Here is an 18217-nt window from a genome sequence, read left to right on the forward strand (position 1 = left end):
TATGAAAAAGAGAAGAATTATAAAAAAAGTTTTTATACTAATTATAGTATGTTTAATCATATTAGCATCTCCCTTTATAATTTGGAGTACAGAACCATCAAAGAATCTTAATGTATTAATAATTAATAAAACCGTGCCTGATAACAGCTATAGAGAACATAAAGGCTTTATGTGGATATTAAATAATTTGAAGATTACTAATGGAGATTCAAATACTTCTTTTGAATATGATAACAGTTATTATGGATTTTTCCCTTTAGCAGATGAAAATTATAGTATAAAAGATTTGCCAGAAGAGATTATAAATCCTAATCTAATATACATGGCAGATACATATGGTGTATACAAAGAAGATTTCTATAAAAACAATTTATCAAGGAACAAATCAGAAATTATTTATGGGGGTACAAAGGTTGATGAGGTTGAAAAAATTAAAAAATCCTTAAATGATAATACTATTATAGGAGAATTTAATACTTTAACTACTACAACAGATGTAGAAGCTAAAGAAGCCCTTGAAGATATATTTGGACTGAAATCTAATGATTGGATAGGGAGATATTTTTCTGATCTTTCAGAGACAAATATTGAAATAACAAGCTGGATGAAAGAAAATTATGCAATGGAATATGGATTGAAATGGAGTTTTAAAGGTGCTGGCATAGTTTTAGTAAATTCAAAAAGTGAAATTATTGTATTAAGAAAAGGAGTAGAACTAGGAAAAGAGCTTAATAAAGTGATTTTTACTGACAATGCACAAGAGGAATTTAAAGTTAAAAACAAGTTAAATTATTATTATTGGTTTGAAATAACTCAAAGCGATAAAGATACAGATGTACTTGCTAAATATAAACTTGATGTAACAGAAGAAGGACAAGCTTTAATGAAAAAATATGATTTGCCCGTAGAATTTCCAGCAATTACAAGAAAAAAAGGGAATTATACAAGTTATTATTTTTCAGGAGACTTTGCAGACAATAATTCCATACCAAAAGTTTATAATGCAGCCGGAATGAGATTTTTTAATAAAATAACTACATTTGATGAAGATACTAATCAAGATTATTTTTATTGGAATGTATACTATCCATTAATAGAAAATATTATAAAAAATATAAATTAAGTAGGTAAGAAGTTATGTTTTCAGACAATATGAAGTCATTTATAATAATAAATATATATTTTCTAATAAGTATAAATATAATTTTATTATTTGCAATTTATTATCAAACAATAAAGGATGAAGTAAAGAATAAATGGTATGAAAAAGTAATAAGTAATTTAAAACCTAAAGTTTTAGATTATATTGAAAATGAGTATAAAGGAGCAAAACTAAAAGAAATATTAAAAAAAGACTTTTGCAAGAATAAGGCCATAGACATTATGTTGGATTATTCAGAAAAAAATGATTTAGATATAAATAAGAAATTTACAGATCTAGATTTGGATAGCTTCATAATAAAAAAAATCCAAAAAAAAGTAAGTATAGTATATGTTAGAAAACTTGCCTTTATGAAAGTTGAGACTGCTTATAATAGATTATTAGAAACTTCTTCATCACAGGATTTAGATATAAGTTATATGAGCTTTATTGGCTTATCAATGATGAATATTTCTCTGCAGAAAAAAATTATAGTCATAAGAAAATTGCTTTTTTCTAATATTCATAGTGACAGAATTATTGAAATTCTTAATAAATTTGAACTTAGTTTTGGACAGTGGTTAGAGTTATTAGAAGAAGAAGAAAGTGCTGAAGGCAAAGTGGTTTTCATAAAAAATATTAATCAAAAACAAGAAATAAAGATAGAAGAAAACTGTGATAGGCTTTTGAAATTTTTAAAGGATGAAAAAGAAATAAAAATAGCAACTATACTTGCAATCTCTAACAGTAAAAATGAGAAATATATAGATGAACTTATTAGTATCTATGAAAATAATAAAAACTGGGAAGTGAGGGTTGCTGTTGCTAAGGGACTTAGCAATTTTAATTTTCAAAATGTACATGAAACATTATTGAAAATGACCAGGGATAAAGAATGGTGGATAAGATTTAATGCAGTAAAATCTATTATTTCAATGGGAGAAGAGGGCATCTTCGCGTTGATAGATTTGTCTCTTGAAAGCGAAGATAAGAACATATCAGAGTTAGCATACTCCTTTCTAAGCTCGAATAAGGACGTTTACAACATTGTAAATAAAATCATAAAGAATAATGAGGTATAAATTATGAATATATTAGTTGATATAATTTCAGGATATAGTAAAGTTTTGCTTGTATATTTTTTTGTGATAAGTATAGTTTATATAATTTTAATAATATTATCATCAAGGCAATTAAGAGATTTCATTAAAACTATAAATAATGATGTCACCATAATAAGTAAGTATACAAAACCTATATCAATAATAGTTCCTGCCTATGATGAAGAGGTAACTATAATAGACAATATAACTTGTCTTTTAGAGTTGGATTATCCAGAATTTGAAATAATAGTTGTTAATGATGGATCAAATGATAATACTTTATCAAAGATAATTGAATATTTTAAATTAAGAGAAATAGATGCGAATATAAATATGAAAGTGAAGTGCCAGAAAATAAAAGGTGTTTATAGCTCCTTTGCAACTTCCAATCTTGTTTTGATAGATAAAGAAAATGGAGGAAAGTCTGATGCTTTAAATGCGAGAATAAATATATCACGATATCCACTATTTTGTGGTGTAGATGCGGATTGTATTATAGAAAAAGATGCTTTGTTAAGAATTGTGAAGCCATTTCTTAAATATGAAAAAACTATAGCTGTGGGGGGAATAGTTAGAATCGCAAATGGATCTACAATAAGAGATGGAAAACTTGTAAAAACAAAATTACCTAAGGAACTTATAGTTAAATTTCAAATAATAGAATATTTCAGAGCATTTTTAACAAGTAGAATTGAATGGGAAAGAATAAATGCTTTACTTATAGTTTCAGGCGCATTTGGGGTATTTAAAAAATCTGCTGTCATGAAAGTTGGAGGTTATAGTGCAACAATAGGTGAAGATATGGAACTAACTTTAAAAATGCATGAGTATTTCAGAAAGAACAAAATAAAATACAAGATAGACTTCGCATCAGATGCAGTATGTTGGACACAGTCACCTAATACGCTAAAGGGATTAAAGAGTCAGAGGATAAGATGGCATAGGGGACTAACAGATTCGTTTTTAAGGCATAGAAAGATGATATTTAATCCTAAATATGGTGCAGTAGGACTATTAGCAGTTCCTTACTTTATTTTAGTAGAAATGTTAGGGCCCATAATTGAATCAATCGGATATATTATGCTGATAGTTTCAATTATCACAGGTACCTTATCTAGATTTTCTATTATTATATTTTTAATGGCATTTCTATATGGGATATTATTTTCATTAGCTGCAATATTATCTGAACAATTTTCATATAAAAAATATAGTAATGTTAAGGAAATTACAGAACTTGTAATAAATAGTTTTTTTGAGCAATTTATATATAGGCAGATTACAGTTTGGTGGAGAGTAACATCCTTTTTCAATTTTAAAAAAGGAAGTAAACAATGGGGAACTATAAAAAGAAACGTATTTGATAAGGAGATATAGAAAATGAATTTAGGAGAATGCTTTTTAGAACTTGCAAAAAATGAAGAAGACAGTGGTAATTTATATAAAGAATTTGCAACAACCTGTAGTGGAAAATTAAAATCTATATGTATTAAATTTTCTAAAGAAGAACATAATGCTGGTATTCTTAAGCTATCTAAAAATATAAAATCCAAAGATAAACAATTAAATGAAGATTTAAATGATTTTTTTAAGGAACAAACAAATTATATAAAGATTAAACACCAAAATATAAATTTCGTTACAGAAAAGGACTTTTTTATTTTTGTGCTACAAATGGAGAAAAATTCTATTAAAATATACACAAAGCTATTAAGTATGTTCAAAATAGATTCAGATGAATTTAAAATATTTGAGAAACTTTTAAATGAAGAAAAGAGACATATGATATATATTTTAAGTCAAATACATAAACTAAACTAAAAAAGAGTTTATAAATAAACATGTGAAGGGAAATTAAAAAAGACTGGTAATTACATAAAAGATGACTTTTGTATTAGCAGAGGTCATCTTTTTTTTATTATATTGATATTTATAATTAGAATGGCAAATAGTAACTTCAATATTATGATAGAAAGAAATGTAATATGTTATAATATTAATATAAAATGTAGAAATATAAAGTAATATAAAACGATTTAGGATGACTAAATTTTTTAATTATATATGGTTAAGGAGGTATGCTGTGGAAAAATTAGATAGTACGAAAATATTAAAAAAAGCATTTTCGGGATATACACTATAGAAAATACTTTTAAATGATAATGAAGTTTCTAATAATTTTGAATATATAGATGTGAATCAGACTTTTGAAAAATTAATGGGTTTGAAGAAAGATGAGATAATAGGCGAAAAAAAGTAATTGAGGTATTGCCAGGTATAAGAAATGATGATTTTGATTGGATAATATATTATACATAAGGGTGAAATTATTAAAGATAGGAAGCTAGATTATATAACATATCATGATGGATTAACAGGAGTATATAAATAGAAACTTTTTTTAATGAAGAGGTTAAAAATATTGATTTAGAGGAGGATTTACCTATTTCTGTAATTATGGGAGATGTAAACGGATTAAAGCTTACCAATGATTCTTTTGGACATTTAGTTGGCGATAAATTATGAAGGGAGCTTGTAAATGAGTATAGGATATGCGTGTTTAGCTATTGGAGCTCCAAATACTGACTTAAAGAGTTGCATACTTAAAAATGTAAGTGAAGAAAAATTAATGTTTTTAATTTCATATAATTTAAATTCACTTGAAAACATAATTGATTATAATATTAAAAATAACATAAAACTTTTTAGAATGACTTCTGATTTAATACCCTTTGGTTCAAGTCCAGCAAATACTCTTCAATGGTGGGAGCTGTTTTCTTCTGAACTTGCAAGAATTGGGAAGAAAATTCAGGCTAGTGGTATGAGAGTTTCTATGCATCCTGGACAATATACTGTATTAAATTCCCCAAATGTAGATGTGGTAAATAGAGCTATTGATGATTTAGAATATCACACTAAGGTATTAGATAGTCTTGGAGTTGAGAAAAATCATAAAATTGTATTACACATTGGCGGAGTTTATGGTGACAAAAAACTGGCAATTAGTAGATTTATGATTAATTATAGCTCTTTGGATGAGTCAGTTAAGAATCGGTTAGTAATTGAAAATGATGATAGATCCTACAATATAAAGGATGTATTAGAGATAGGAATACAGATGAATATACCAGTTATTTGTGATAATCTTCATAATGAAATTAATCCTTATAGTAAAGAAAAAGATATAATTACCTGGATTAACGAATGTAAAAAAACATGGAATGAAAAGGATGGTTATCAAAAAATACATTATTCACAGCAAGATACTTCAAAGAGGGCTGGAGCACATTCTAGTACAATAGATATTGAGGAATTTCTTGATTTTTATGAAAGATTAGGACGGAAGGATATTGATATAATGCTTGAAGTTAAGGATAAAAACCTTTCAGCTTTAAAGTGTATCAATTGTACGTCTAGAGATAAAAGGATTAATGACCTTGAAATTGAATGGAGCAAGTATAAATATAAAGTTTTAGAAAGTTGCCCTTCACATTATATAGAAATAAGAAAATTGCTTAAAGACAAAAATGAATATCCCGCTATTGAGATGTATAAGTTAATAGAAGATGCAATGAAAAAGGAAATTATAATTGGAATTTCTATAAATGCCGCATTACACGTTTTTGGTTATTTTAAAAAAAGTGCATCAGATAAAGAAAGAATTAGTTTTCTAAAAAGTATAGAGGAGTATCGAAAAGGGGCATTATCAAACAAAGCCATAAAAAATAAGCTGTGGAAAATGACTGTTAAATATGAGCAATCTTATCTTTTTGATTCTTATTATTTTACGATTTGAGAATAAACATAAAAAATAGTGTATACAAGGAGCAAAAGCATGAAAATAAAAAAGATGCCAGCATTATTTATAGGACATGGATCTCCAATGAATGCAATTGAAGATAACAAGTATACAATGAATTGGACAGATATAGCTGGCAAATTTCCCAAACCTAAAGCAATCCTCGCAATTTCAGCACACTGGTACACTGATGGAAGCCGGATAATGGATGAAGCGCATCCGAAAATGGTTTATGACATGTATGGATTTTCTAGATGAATTGTACAAAGTACTGTATAAGGCTGAGGGGGCACTTGAATTAGCACATTTGACAAAAAATTTAATAAAGAAAGATGTAAAGATAGATAATAGCTGGGGTTATGACCATGGAACATGGTCAGTGCTTTGCAAAATGTATCCAGAGGCAGATATACCAGTATATCAGCTTAGTATAGATAGTAGTGCTAGCGCTGAAACTCATTTTAAAATAGGACAAGAAATAAGTTCTCTTCGTGAGAAGGGTGTTTTAATACTTGGAAGTGGAAATGTTGTTCATAACCTTTCAAAGATAAGTTGGGAAATGGACGGGGGTCACCCTTGTGCAATTGATTTTGATAATTATATTAAAAATAAAATTATTCAAAAGCAATATCAGGATGTAATTAATTATAAGACAGCAGGGAAATCTTCTGAATTAGCATTTTATACACCTGATCATTATAATCCACTTTTATATGTATTAGGTGCTTCAAAGGAAGACGATAGGCTTACAATATTCAATGATTCGTGTACATTAGGTTCATTGTCAATGACAAGTTATTTGTTTGAATAAACTAGGAATATGAATATTTTAAATGTATGCGCTTGTGTACATCAATTAGTATTACCAATTATAATAGGCATAAATTGAGCTTTAACTAATTAGGATTGCTGAATCTATGCCTATAAGTTGAAATTGTAATTTCATAATTATTAGGCTGATGGCATTTCTCTTGAAATATTTTGTGAATTTATCTTACCCATTTTGTTGTCCAGTTTTTTTTGTCAGCAGCAGTCATTTCATACCACCACCATATGCCAGATCCATAAATATTTGAACCTTCAGTTACCGATTGGTCAATGGCAACTGAAGTATTTTCAATATTCTCTACTGCTATATTATGTATAGAAGTAGAGGAATAAGCTGCTTGAAGCGGTATTAACTGGCAGTTCGTTCCTTTCATAGCTTTACTGTATTTTATAACAGAAGCCTTTACATCTGATAGAAAATCTGATTTACTGCAATTCATATCATAATTCATAGTACAAATCATATCAACACTATTAGCTACTTGTGTTATAAAAGGTGACGTCCATTCAGATACAGGACCTGCTACAGATAAATGCTTATTTCCAATTCTTGTTTTTATTTTTTTCATTAATGAAAGAAAAATAGCATCTTCATGTGAAAGTGGCTCAAAGTTAAGATGAACGCCGTCACATCCAAAGGTATTTACAAGCATTTCACATACATTCACCATATTTGTATGTGCTGTAACATTATCAGCAAGAGTTTGTGTACCATTTACATATGCGATAATTTTTATATCGGGATTCTTAGCATGTACAAGTTTAACCCATTTTACTAGCATATTATTTCCAATACTGTCTGTATAATTACTTGATGGCATTGTTCCATCGCTTTCAACAAATGAACCAACATTACACATAACATAATTGAAAGAATATGACTGTACTTCATTTAATGCTGAAAGAATGAATGCATCCGTTTTTTGAGTGCAAAAAAATCCATGAGGCATGTAAATTACATTATTTGGATAATTGTGATTGCCGGCTGGTGTTTCTCCAGCTCCATAAATTTCAAATTCCAATACTTCATGGCCATAGTTACTAGTTGGAACAGTTGTTGTATATAGTCTTACATATCTATAAGAAATATCTGTAAAATTAATAGTTATTGTTCCACCCGTTCCTTTCGTTATGATTGTTCCTGGGATATCCGTAAATTTAGTTCCATCACTAGAACCTTGTAATTTATATCCAGATGCATATCCAGCTCCCCAGTATATAACTGCTTTGTTAATCGAGTGTGTTGAACCTAAATCAATTTTTAGCCATTCCTTCGCCCTACCCCAGCTGTACCACTCGTGGCTATCATCTTTTGAACCATCAACTGTTTTACTACCTTCATAACCTATGGAATCAACAGATGATTGTGTTACCGTTTTATTGAGCGCCAAGTTAGTCTCTGCTGAATAAGCTGAAATTTCCACTGTGTTTAAAATAAAAATGAATGATAAAATGAACCCAATAATCTTCCTGCCCATAATAATAGTCTCCTTATATCTTTTACATTAATATATGCATATGCGATTTAGGTGAAAAGTAGAAAAAAGAAAATAAGGAGGAAATAAAGGTGGATGAAGGAAAGGGAATTAAATGAAAAAAGTCCGTATTAAAAAACCAATGTATAACGAATGAAATCTAAAAATATAACTGAAAATAAAATTTCCAGTTATACAGTACTAATAAATATTTAATCTTCTGAAGTTATACCAAATTCAGCTGATTCAACCCAGTCATTAGATTTATTTAATTGTAAAACTAATTCATCAAGTATTTCGTAGTGCTCCTTTTCCTGTTTTAGAAGGTAACTAAAGAATTCCTTTGATTCATCATCTTCTGATTCTAATAACAATTTTTCATAAAGCGTTATGCTTTCTTTTTCTTTTTCCAAGGCAACTCTATATAAATCTAATTGATTAGGAAGTTGTTTGATATCACTTTTAAAATCCTTGATTCCTTTGAATAAATTTTTAGTTTCAGATAGTGTTTCATTATTTTCTAATTCGTAGGATAGCTTATTAGACCTTTTTTGTAGAATCTTAGCATGAGAATTTTCATCCTTTGCTAGTATTAAAAATACAGTTTTTAATGAACTATCTGTAGTAATTTTAGCTTGATCATTATAATATTTTTCTCCATCAAGTTCCATCTTTATTGCAAATTCTAAAACGTTCATAAAATCAGCCTCCAAATTATATTTATTTAAATAATACATCTTCATATTCTTTATTTTTTGTAAATTCTTTTTGTGCGAATGAGCATTGTGGCACAATCTTTTTGTTTTCTTGCCTTGCAAAATCTACCACTCTTTTTATTAATTGCTGAGCTATTTTCTGTCCTCTTAATTCATCTGATACAAATGTATGATCAATTATAATTTTATCCTCTCCAAGCCTAACATATGTTACTACTGCATCAGGAGTCTCTTCTTTATCACCTAGATAAAATTTATTTGAACCTTCTTTAATATTGATCACAATATCCCTCCTTTTACATCAAAAATTAAAATATACATGCAACTTTTAAACTAAAGTTACTGATATATATTAGTATAATACATAATTCTACATCAATGCAATTATAGTCTTAGTTTTATCTGAAAATTTTGAAAATTTCCATTAGTATGTTTATAAACATAAAAGTATCATATAACATATGTCAAACAAAGTTGCACTTTGACAAAATCAGTTCATCAAAGTACAATGAATGATGTATTTATTTGAAAGTGATTATTTACAATATATAAATTTAGTTAAAACGAAAGAGGAGAGAAAATTATGAGTAAAAATTTAAATGTATTTAAGAGATTAATCTTATTCTTTCTTGGAATGAGTATTATTCAACTTGGAGTAGCATTATTTTTAAAAACTAATATCGGTTCTGACCCATTTACAGTGTTTACACAAGGACTAGCTTCTACGTTGGATAAAACTGGGGTAAAAGATTTTTCTTTAGTTAAAATAATAGCTGGTTCTGCACAAGTTACACCAGGCATTACAAATATGATCATATCAGTAGTATTATTTTCTATAATATTAATGATTGATAGAAAAAAAATAAATATTGGAACATTAATTTGTGTTGTTGGGGTAGGACCAATAATTGATATTAGTGTACAAGCTGTATCATATTTTCAAATGGAGTCTTATAACTACTTACTTAAAGGCCTGGTAGTTTTAGTAGGGTGCTTTATAATAGCAATAGGATTTTCAATACTTTCAGCAAGTAATTTAGGTGTTGCGCCAAATGATATTATTCCTTTTATAATAAAGGACAAAACTAAAATTGAATATCGTTGGATTAGAATAGCACTTGATGGAAGTTTTTTAATACTAGGATTTATATTTGGAGGGGTAATTGGAGTTGGAACAATAATATGCATGCTGGTTACTGGTCCATTTATACAATTCATGCTTCCATATGGAGAGAAGTTTGTAGGAACAATTGTAAAAAATGATAAAAATATATCGTAATATGGTAACCTTTATTATATAATAAAAGCTAAAGAGTATAGCAAATAATTAGAGTTTAAATAGTAAAATTAATTAAACTTTTTTATTAATATGGGGGAATTACGGTGGAAAATTTTATAGCCAGACAACCAATTTTTGATCGAAAAAATAAAGTTTTTGCATATGAACTTTTGTTTAGAAATAGTTATGTAAATTCTTATACAGGTATTGACGGTGATGATGCAACAAGAAATATTAGAGGATGTAGAACCAACAGATGAGATTATTAATGCGTGCAAGGAACTTAAAGAAAAAGGTTATATTTTAGCTCTTGATGATTTTGTTTTCCATAGTAAATATGAAGAGTTAATAAAATTGGCAGATATAATAAAAATTGATTTTTCAATTACTAAAGGTGAAGAAAGAAAAAATATAGTACAAGAATTAAATTGTAATAATAGAATAAAATTTTTGGCTGAAAAAGTTGAAACAATTAAAGAATATAATGAAGCATTAAATTATGGATATGAATATTTTCAAGGATATTATTTTAGTAAACCTAAAATATTATCTTCAAAGGGTATTAATACAAATAAATATATTGCACTTAAAATACTTGATAAAATAAACAAAAATGAAGTAGATTTCGATGAGATTGAAAGCTTGATTTTAAAAGATGTAGGATTATCATATAAGCTTCTAAGATTGATTAATTCCGCTTCTATAGGATTAAAAAATGAAATTAGTAGTATAAAATATGCGCTTGCTTTGCTTGGTAAAAAAGAAATAGTAAAATGGCTTTACGTAGTATTACTAAATGAGCTTAAACAGAATAGCTCAAAAGAACTTGTTAGTTTAGGTCTTTTAAGAGCTAAATTTTGTGAAAAACTATGTATTAATAGTAAAATAAGGGATAAAGGATTTATGGCATATATGACAGGGTTATTTTCACTTATGGATGCAATATTAGGGGCGCCTATAGATAATATTGTTAAAGAACTATATTTACCTGACGAAGTAAAAGATGCATTGATATCAAAAAATAATAGTTTAAATGATATATTGTCATTAGTTATATCTTATGAAAAGGGTGACTGGAATAGAGTGTTAGATTTTGCAAAAGAACTTTCAATTAAACCAGATATTATTGTCAAAAATTATTTTGATTCTTTAGAATGGGTAAGGACTATAGCTTAAGTCATTTTTAACTTAATATCATATAGTAGCTTCATAATTCCTCCACAATTGAGTAGTAAAATAAAAATATAAATTAATTAAGACAAATTTATATATAAATAATGCAAATGTGGAGGAGTGATTAGATATGATGGGATATGGTGGATACGGATATAATATGATGGGAGGCTGGTCTGGAATGATGATAATGCCTATAATTTTACTTGGAGTTTTTATATTTCTATTTTACAACAAAGGTCATGATAACAATGCTAAAGAGTTAGTAACTAGTGATAATTCTCTAAATATATTAAAGGAAAGATTTGCTCTTGGAGAAATAAATGAAGAAGAATATATTAATAAAAAAAATATGCTTCTAAATCATAAAATATAAAGAAAAAGATTAAATCCAGATAATTTATTTATCTGGATTTAATACTGATTTAGGGAATGTAAGAACAAAAGTACTGCCTAAACCTAAAGTACTATCAACATTAATTATGCCTTTATGAGATTCAACAATAGATTTTACAATAGTCAAACCTATGCCGGTACCCCCTGTGGTTTTATCACGAGACTTATCACTTCTGTAAAATCTTTCAAAGATGAAGGGTAAATCCTTTTCAGAAATTCCAATTCCATTATCCTTTACTTCTATAATAATGCTATCATTTTCAGATTTTAAGGTTAATAAAACTTCTTCATTTATTTTGGAATATTTAAGTGAGTTTGAAAGTAAGTTATACATTACTTGCTTTAATTTATCTTTATCCATTAATACTTCCACATTTGGAATCAAATTTGAATAAATTTTTGAATCTGAATTATTATATAGAGGTTCAAAAGAGGTTATTATTTTTTCTAGTTCTAAGGATAAGTTGAATTGCGATTTATTTAAATTTAGATTTGTTTGTTCTAATTTAGCTATATCGTTAAGACCTTCAACTAATTTTATTAATCTTTGTATTTCTTCATAAAAGCTTTTAAGCATCTCCTCTGTGGGTTGCCAAACCTTGTCTAGTAATGCTTCAATATGTGATTTTAAATTTGTAAGAGGTGTTCTAAGCTCATGCGCCATATCTGAAGTTAAGCGCTTTCGAAGAAGCTCTTGAGATTGCAAAGTTGCAGCAAGATAGTTGATTGAAACATTTAAATCAACTATTTCTTTGGTTTTAGATGTAACATGTGATCTAGCTTCTAAATCCCCGTTTCTTACTCTATTTGCTGTAATAGTTACCTTTGTCAAAGGTGAGGATATCTGTTTTGAAAGAAATATACTGATTATTAGTCCGAAAATTAAAGCTATAAAAATAGAAACAAAAAAGGACTGGTTCAAGGTCATTTTGAAAGTTAGTGCTCCTGTATTTAGAAAAGAAGTGCCATAATACCCGAAAACTATGCTACCCATTTCTTGATTATTTTTAATTAACGGATAATTATCTTCAGTGTATTCTCCGGGCTTAATTGCAGAAAAATTATCCATCATTGAATTCATCATCGAACCCATCATTGTTGTGTTTTGTAAATTTGAACTACCTGAGTTGAAAATAACTGCTTCATTTAGATCTTTTATTTCAATATATAACTCTTCTGCAGAAGAATATCTCAGTATTTCTTCTTTATTACTATCTGAAAAGCCTGTTTGCTCATCGTATAAACCGTCTATTATAGTTGCAATTTTATCTATCTTAGTTTTATGTTCATCAATCAAATAATTGTTAAACTTTTTACCAATCATATAGTTTGAAACTAAGGTTGCAATAAGTATAGAACCAAGTGCAGTAACAAGAAACCCTATAGATAATTTTTTCATTAAGGATATTTTCATTTAATCCACCTCACATATTCACTAGTTGTCAGTATTTTAAAAATTAACCCTGAAATTTATACCCCATTCCATATATTGAAATTATATATTTTGGATTTTTAGGGTAATCTTCTATCTTTTGTCTGATATTTTTAATATGAGTATCTACAGTTCGATCAAACCCATCATATTCTATTCCAAAAGCTTTATTAACTAATTGCTCTCTTGAAAATATTTGCCCAGGGTTAGTTAAAAGAGCAACTAAAATTTTAAATTCATTAGAAGTTAAACTAATAGTTTTACCTTGCTTTTTTATTAGCATTTTCCCAATATTTATCTCTAAATCCCCATTGTTAATAATTAATAGCTCAGCTAGGGGGTTATTATCTCGATAAGTCCGTCTAATAATGGCTTTAACACGACTAACAAGCTCTCTATTGCTGAAGGGTTTTGTTATATAATCATCTGCGCCAATGGTAAGACCATCTATTTTATTATCTTCTTCAGCTTTTGCTGTTAGCATAATAATTGGAACAGAGGAGGTAGCTCTAATTTTATTACATACTTCTTCGCCAGATATTTTAGGCAGCATTAAATCTAATATGATTAAATGTAGTGGTTCATTATTAAAGATATTTAAAGCATCTTCTCCATCAACAGAAGTTAAAACCTCAAAACCTTCCTTTAGTAAATATGCTTCAATTACATTTAAAACTTTTTGTTCATCATCGACTATTAAAATTCTAATTTTATCATTCATTTTTTCAACTCCAGCACGTTAATATGTTATTTATAGTTTACTCTACTAATAAATTTAATCCAACATAATAATAGAAAAACTAGGGCGAGAACCCTAGTTTTTAGTAGAAAGAATTATTTTTCTTTTAGTATATTCTTCATCACTTATCTCTCCACGTGCATATCTTTCATTTAGTATATTTAATGCTGAGTCACTTGATTCTGAAGATTTAGAATGTGAATGAGCTTTAATTAGTTTGAAAGCGAAGAAAATTAATGTTAAAAACATCAAAAGACAAAACCCAATCATTAGATACATTCCCCAACCGCCAAAGCTTCCAGATCTAAAATTTAAGAGCCCTCTACAGAACATATGAATTCCCCCTTTTATAAACTTTTATTTGTTATCTTAATATACTTTAATTATAAATTATAATTGTGGAGAAAATATGAAGAAAAAAATTCGTTCACAATTAGTATCTCCATAATTTCTACACATCTTTAGGATAGTATTAAAGCGAATTTACAAAAGAGAAAAAACTATTACTCTATAAAAGAAGGAGCGATATACATGATAAAGACATCTAAGACAGTTATATTTGCTGTGGCCCTAGCTTTGGTAACTCAGATTTCAGTAATGGCTGCCCCGGTATCCAGTGAGGCTCAAACACAACAAAGTCAATTGGAAGAAAACAAAAATGCATTGAAAGATGCAGAGGGCAAAGGAGCGGAACTTGAAAGAAGCATTGAGAAACTTGATAGTCAAATTGAAGGTTTCATGATGGAAATAGACAAAAACAAAGAAGGAATAGCCCAAACGGAAAAGGATATAAACAAATCTAAAGAAGAAATCATAAAAGTTGAAGAAGAACTAAGTAAGCAACAGGGTATATTAGATAACCGAATAAGGTCCACATATATAAGTGGACAATCTAATTATTTAAAGGTGTTATTAGAGGCAGAAGGCTTTAGTGATGCAATAGCGAGAATAGAAGCAATTAGAAAGATAATAAGTATTGATCAAAAAGTCATGAGTGACTTAGATCTAAAAAAAGAAGAAGTAGAAAATAAGAAAACTGCCCTTGAAGATAAGCATAACGAATTACTTTTATTAGAGACTGAAAATGAAAATAAATTAGTAAGTTTAAACAATGATATCGCTTCCCAAAAAGTGCTTATTGAAGAAGTTAAAGCGCAAGAAAAATTATTTTCATCCAAGGTAAATGAAGCACAAGCATTAGTACAGCCAACTATTGATGCGGTGAAAAAAATAAGAACTGAAGCACCTAGTTATGAAGTATCAAGAGGGACAGCACCTGTGTCAGATGGTAATGTAATTGCCTATGCGTCTAATTTCTTAGGAACCCCTTATCTTTGGGGAGGGACAAGCCCTTCTACAGGTTTTGATTGCTCTGGTTTTACTCAATACGTATATGCTCATTTTGGTATTAACATTGGGAGAACCACCTATGATCAAATAAATGATGGATATGAAGTTTCAAAAGATGCTTTGCAGGCTGGAGATCTTGTGTTTTTTGGTGCTAATAACAATCCTACTCACATGGGAATATATATAGGTAACAATACATATATGCATTCACCAAGAACTGGTGATGTATTAAAAATATCACCAATGACTAGAACAGATTATATTACAGGAAGAAGAGTTAAGTAATATAGAGATTATTTAACTTTTCTAATAGATGATGCTTCGACAAATACAAATTTATCAGGTCTATGGCGAGATTCAGTGTATTCAAAAAGCTTGCCAGAATCAGTATAGGCATATGTTTTTACAACAGCAACACAATCATATGTACCTAAGTCTAAAAAGTTTTTATCTAATTCAGTTGCATGCTCAACAACAATAACCTTTTTTGAGGCAAGGATTTTTGTGTTGAGCTTTTTTTCAATATATTCATAGATTGAATTTTGAGCTATTTCTATAGTCAAATCTTTTACCACATCTGAGCTAAAATAATTCACATCAAGAATTATAGGTTCATTATCAAAATATCTAATTCTATGAAGATGGTATACTTCAGTATTTAATTTTAAAGCAGTTTTCTTTGATAAAGACTCATCTATAATAATTTTAGAAAAATTCACAACACTAGTGGTCAATTTCTTTTTAAAATGCAATTCTTGTAGCCCTAATAAATTTCCAATAGGAAGTTCTATTGATTCTCTACTCTCTAATATAATAACTCCTTTACCTTTAACGCTTTTAACATAACCATCTTTACTTAATTCACTAATTGATCTTCTCACAGTATTCCTACTACAACTAAATGTTTCAATTAATTCCATTTCTGTAGGAAGCATCATTGAAGCATCATATTTACAATTATCTATATTATCTTTTAAAACTTGATATATATCTTTAAATTTTACATTGGGCAAAAAAAACACTCCCTTAAAATATCTTCGATATATATAGTATACTTTATTTTTTTAGATAAGTTAACTGCATGGAGAAACAAAGTATAAGTGTAGATTTAAAATTGATTAGTATATGAACATATTTTTCAATTAAATAAAATATGTTTAAACATATTATTAGAAAGTATTATAGTCTATAAGTGCTGATACTAAAGGAATTGAACCTTGTATTAAGAAATTTGTTTAAAGAAATTTTAATAATATTATTGACTATATGTTCAATATATATTAAGATATGAATATAAACAATTAAATGCGTAGTTTAGTGCACTAAACTGAAATTGAAAACGATTTTGGGAGGTTTTATTAATGGGGAAATATCAAAATGATGCTAAAGAACTATTAAAGTATGTTGGTGGAAGTGAAAACGTATCCGCTATTACACATTGTGTTACTAGAATGAGATTTGTATTAAATGATACAAGTAAAGCTAATAAGGATGAAATTGAAAAATTAAAAAGTGTTAAAGGTACTTTTACTCAAGCAGGCCAATTCCAGGTTATTATTGGAACTGAGGTAGCAGATTTTTATAATGAATTTATAAAAATTTCAGGGATAGATGGGGTAAGTAAAGATAGTGTAAAAAGTGCAGCAAAAAATAATATGAGTTTTATGCAAAAACTTATGGCAAATATATCAGAAATCTTTTCACCTTTGATTCCCGCAATTATAGTTGGAGGTTTAATATTAGGATTTAGAAATGTTATTGGAGATATGAAATTATTTGAAGATGGAACTAAAGCTTTAGTTGAGATGTCTCAATTCTGGAAAGGAACAAATGATTTCTTATGGCTAATTGGAGAAGCAATATTCCACTTCTTACCTGTAGGAATAACATGGTCGATAATGAAGAAGATGGGTGGAACTCAAATTTTGGGTATAGTACTCGGAATTACATTAGTTTCACCACAACTTCTAAATGCTTATGCAGTAGCAGGAGCTGAAAGTATTCCTTTTTGGGATTTTGGATTTGCACAGGTAAACATGATAGGATATCAAGCTCAAGTTATACCTGCAATAATGGCAGGATTTGTACTAGCATTCCTTGAAAGAGGAGTGAAAAAGATATGCCCATCAACAATATCAATGATAGTTGTACCATTCTTTGCATTGGTACCAGCAGTTATAATAGCACATGTTATACTTGGACCTATAGGTTGGGCAATTGGTTCAGCAGTTTCAGCAGTAGTGTATGGAGGATTAACATCATCATTTGGAATGATTTTTGCAGCAATTTTTGGATTCTTTTATGCACCATTAGTTATTACTGGACTTCATCATATGACCAATGCAATAGATCTTCAATTAATGGCTGAAATGGGAGGAACATCTCTTTGGCCAATGATAGCATTATCTAATATTGCTCAGGGTTCAGCTGTTTTAGCAATGATATATTTACAAAGAAAAAATGAAGAAGCTAAGCAAATAAATATACCAGCTTGTATTTCAGCTTATCTTGGTGTAACTGAACCAGCGATGTTTGGTGTAAATTTAAAACATGGATTCCCATTTATTTGTGGAATGATAGGATCAGCAATCGCCGCAATAATCTCAGTTGGTAGCGGAGTAATGGCAAATTCAATTGGTGTTGGAGGACTCCCTGGTATATTGTCAATTAAACCAACCTTTATGGGGATATTCGCTATATCAATGGTTGTAGCTATAGTTGTACCGATTACTCTTACAATAATAGTAGGAAGAAAAAAATTAATTAAATAAGTTAGAATTGAAAGG

20 protein-coding genes are annotated in these 18217 nt (G+C 28.6%); 13 read left to right on the forward strand and 7 right to left on the reverse strand.

Going from position 1 to position 18217, the window contains the following annotated elements; translation table 11 throughout:
* Position 1 precedes the first annotated feature (1 nt).
* The 8 genes from CLVI_RS11335 (at position 2) to CLVI_RS11370 (ending at position 6854) form a co-directional block, all read left to right on the forward strand.
* Positions 2–1123: a hypothetical protein gene (locus CLVI_RS11335; RefSeq protein WP_106060248.1), complete on the forward strand. Its 1122-nt coding sequence runs from the start codon at positions 2–4 to the stop codon at positions 1121–1123.
* A 29-nt stretch (positions 1124–1152) separates the two neighbouring features.
* The gene (locus tag CLVI_RS11340; protein WP_207655373.1) at positions 1153–2223 is read left to right on the forward strand and encodes a HEAT repeat domain-containing protein; all 1071 of its coding nucleotides are present in this window, start codon (positions 1153–1155) and stop codon (positions 2221–2223) included.
* A 3-nt stretch (positions 2224–2226) separates the two neighbouring features.
* Complete coding sequence (locus CLVI_RS11345; protein ID WP_106060250.1) at positions 2227–3621, forward strand: glycosyltransferase family 2 protein; 1395 nt, start codon at positions 2227–2229, stop codon at positions 3619–3621.
* Positions 3622–3624: 3 nt separating this feature from the next.
* A complete protein-coding gene (locus tag CLVI_RS11350) occupies positions 3625–4065 on the forward strand; it encodes a ferritin family protein (RefSeq protein ID WP_106060251.1) in 441 nt (146 codons plus the stop codon).
* A 624-nt stretch (positions 4066–4689) separates the two neighbouring features.
* Positions 4690–4770, forward strand: coding sequence for a hypothetical protein (locus CLVI_RS17885; RefSeq protein WP_341458757.1), 81 nt, complete (start codon positions 4690–4692; stop codon positions 4768–4770).
* A 13-nt stretch (positions 4771–4783) separates the two neighbouring features.
* On the forward strand, positions 4784–6040 hold the full coding sequence (uvsE, locus tag CLVI_RS11360) for a UV DNA damage repair endonuclease UvsE (protein ID WP_106060252.1): 1257 nt from the start codon (positions 4784–4786) through the stop codon (positions 6038–6040).
* A 39-nt stretch (positions 6041–6079) separates the two neighbouring features.
* Entirely contained in the window at positions 6080–6301 is a 222-nt protein-coding gene (locus CLVI_RS18070) for a dioxygenase family protein (protein WP_106060253.1), read from the forward strand.
* On the forward strand, positions 6285–6854 hold the full coding sequence (locus CLVI_RS11370; protein ID WP_341458756.1) for a dioxygenase family protein: 570 nt from the start codon (positions 6285–6287) through the stop codon (positions 6852–6854). Before CLVI_RS18070 ends, CLVI_RS11370 begins: the two co-directional genes overlap by 17 nt.
* 178 nt (positions 6855–7032) lie before the next feature.
* Here the strand turns inward: CLVI_RS11370 and CLVI_RS11375 are convergent, their stop codons facing one another.
* From CLVI_RS11375 to CLVI_RS11385, 3 genes are all read right to left on the reverse strand, one after another.
* Positions 7033–8349, reverse strand: a complete 1317-nt coding sequence (locus CLVI_RS11375) for a discoidin domain-containing protein (protein WP_106060254.1) — start codon at positions 8347–8349, stop codon at positions 7033–7035.
* Between the two features lie 209 nt (positions 8350–8558).
* Complete coding sequence (locus CLVI_RS11380) at positions 8559–9044, reverse strand: ferritin-like domain-containing protein (RefSeq protein WP_106060255.1); 486 nt, start codon at positions 9042–9044, stop codon at positions 8559–8561.
* A gap of 22 nt (positions 9045–9066) precedes the next feature.
* A complete protein-coding gene (locus CLVI_RS11385) occupies positions 9067–9345 on the reverse strand; it encodes a GNAT family N-acetyltransferase (protein WP_106060256.1) in 279 nt (92 codons plus the stop codon).
* Positions 9346–9645: 300 nt separating this feature from the next.
* Here CLVI_RS11385 and CLVI_RS11390 point away from each other — a divergent pair, with 300 nt between their 5' ends.
* The 3 genes from CLVI_RS11390 to CLVI_RS11400 all read left to right on the forward strand — a co-directional run bounded on the left by CLVI_RS11390 (position 9646) and on the right by CLVI_RS11400 (position 11890).
* Entirely contained in the window at positions 9646–10341 is a 696-nt protein-coding gene (locus CLVI_RS11390; protein WP_106060257.1) for a YczE/YyaS/YitT family protein, read from the forward strand.
* A 216-nt stretch (positions 10342–10557) separates the two neighbouring features.
* The gene (locus CLVI_RS11395) at positions 10558–11517 is read left to right on the forward strand and encodes an EAL and HDOD domain-containing protein (RefSeq protein WP_242980674.1); all 960 of its coding nucleotides are present in this window, start codon (positions 10558–10560) and stop codon (positions 11515–11517) included.
* A gap of 127 nt (positions 11518–11644) precedes the next feature.
* On the forward strand, positions 11645–11890 hold the full coding sequence (locus CLVI_RS11400) for an SHOCT domain-containing protein (protein WP_242980675.1): 246 nt from the start codon (positions 11645–11647) through the stop codon (positions 11888–11890).
* 24 nt (positions 11891–11914) lie between these two features.
* Here CLVI_RS11400 and CLVI_RS11405 read toward each other — a convergent pair whose 3' ends face one another.
* The 3 genes from CLVI_RS11405 to CLVI_RS11415 form a co-directional block, all read right to left on the reverse strand.
* The gene (locus CLVI_RS11405) at positions 11915–13324 is read right to left on the reverse strand and encodes a sensor histidine kinase (protein ID WP_106060258.1); all 1410 of its coding nucleotides are present in this window, start codon (positions 13322–13324) and stop codon (positions 11915–11917) included.
* Positions 13325–13367: 43 nt separating this feature from the next.
* Positions 13368–14063, reverse strand: coding sequence for a response regulator transcription factor (locus tag CLVI_RS11410; protein WP_106060259.1), 696 nt, complete (start codon positions 14061–14063; stop codon positions 13368–13370).
* Positions 14064–14156: 93 nt separating this feature from the next.
* Positions 14157–14414 carry an SHOCT domain-containing protein gene (locus tag CLVI_RS11415; protein WP_106060260.1) on the reverse strand — a complete coding sequence of 86 codons (258 nt, stop codon included), beginning with the start codon at positions 14412–14414 and terminating at the stop codon, positions 14157–14159.
* Positions 14415–14612: 198 nt separating this feature from the next.
* Between CLVI_RS11415 and CLVI_RS11420 the strand changes: the two genes are divergently transcribed.
* A complete protein-coding gene (locus tag CLVI_RS11420) occupies positions 14613–15716 on the forward strand; it encodes a C40 family peptidase (RefSeq protein ID WP_106060261.1) in 1104 nt (367 codons plus the stop codon).
* 8 nt (positions 15717–15724) lie between these two features.
* Here CLVI_RS11420 and CLVI_RS11425 read toward each other — a convergent pair whose 3' ends face one another.
* Positions 15725–16444, reverse strand: coding sequence for a UTRA domain-containing protein (locus CLVI_RS11425; protein WP_106060262.1), 720 nt, complete (start codon positions 16442–16444; stop codon positions 15725–15727).
* Positions 16445–16792: 348 nt separating this feature from the next.
* Between CLVI_RS11425 and treP the strand changes: the two genes are divergently transcribed.
* Positions 16793–18202, forward strand: a complete 1410-nt coding sequence (treP, locus tag CLVI_RS11430; RefSeq protein ID WP_106060263.1) for a PTS system trehalose-specific EIIBC component — start codon at positions 16793–16795, stop codon at positions 18200–18202.
* Positions 18203–18217: the final 15 nt, after the last annotated feature.

It is taken from the genome of Clostridium vincentii, from assembly GCF_002995745.1.
In the GTDB taxonomy this organism is placed as follows: Bacteria; Bacillota; Clostridia; order Clostridiales; family Clostridiaceae; genus Clostridium; species Clostridium vincentii.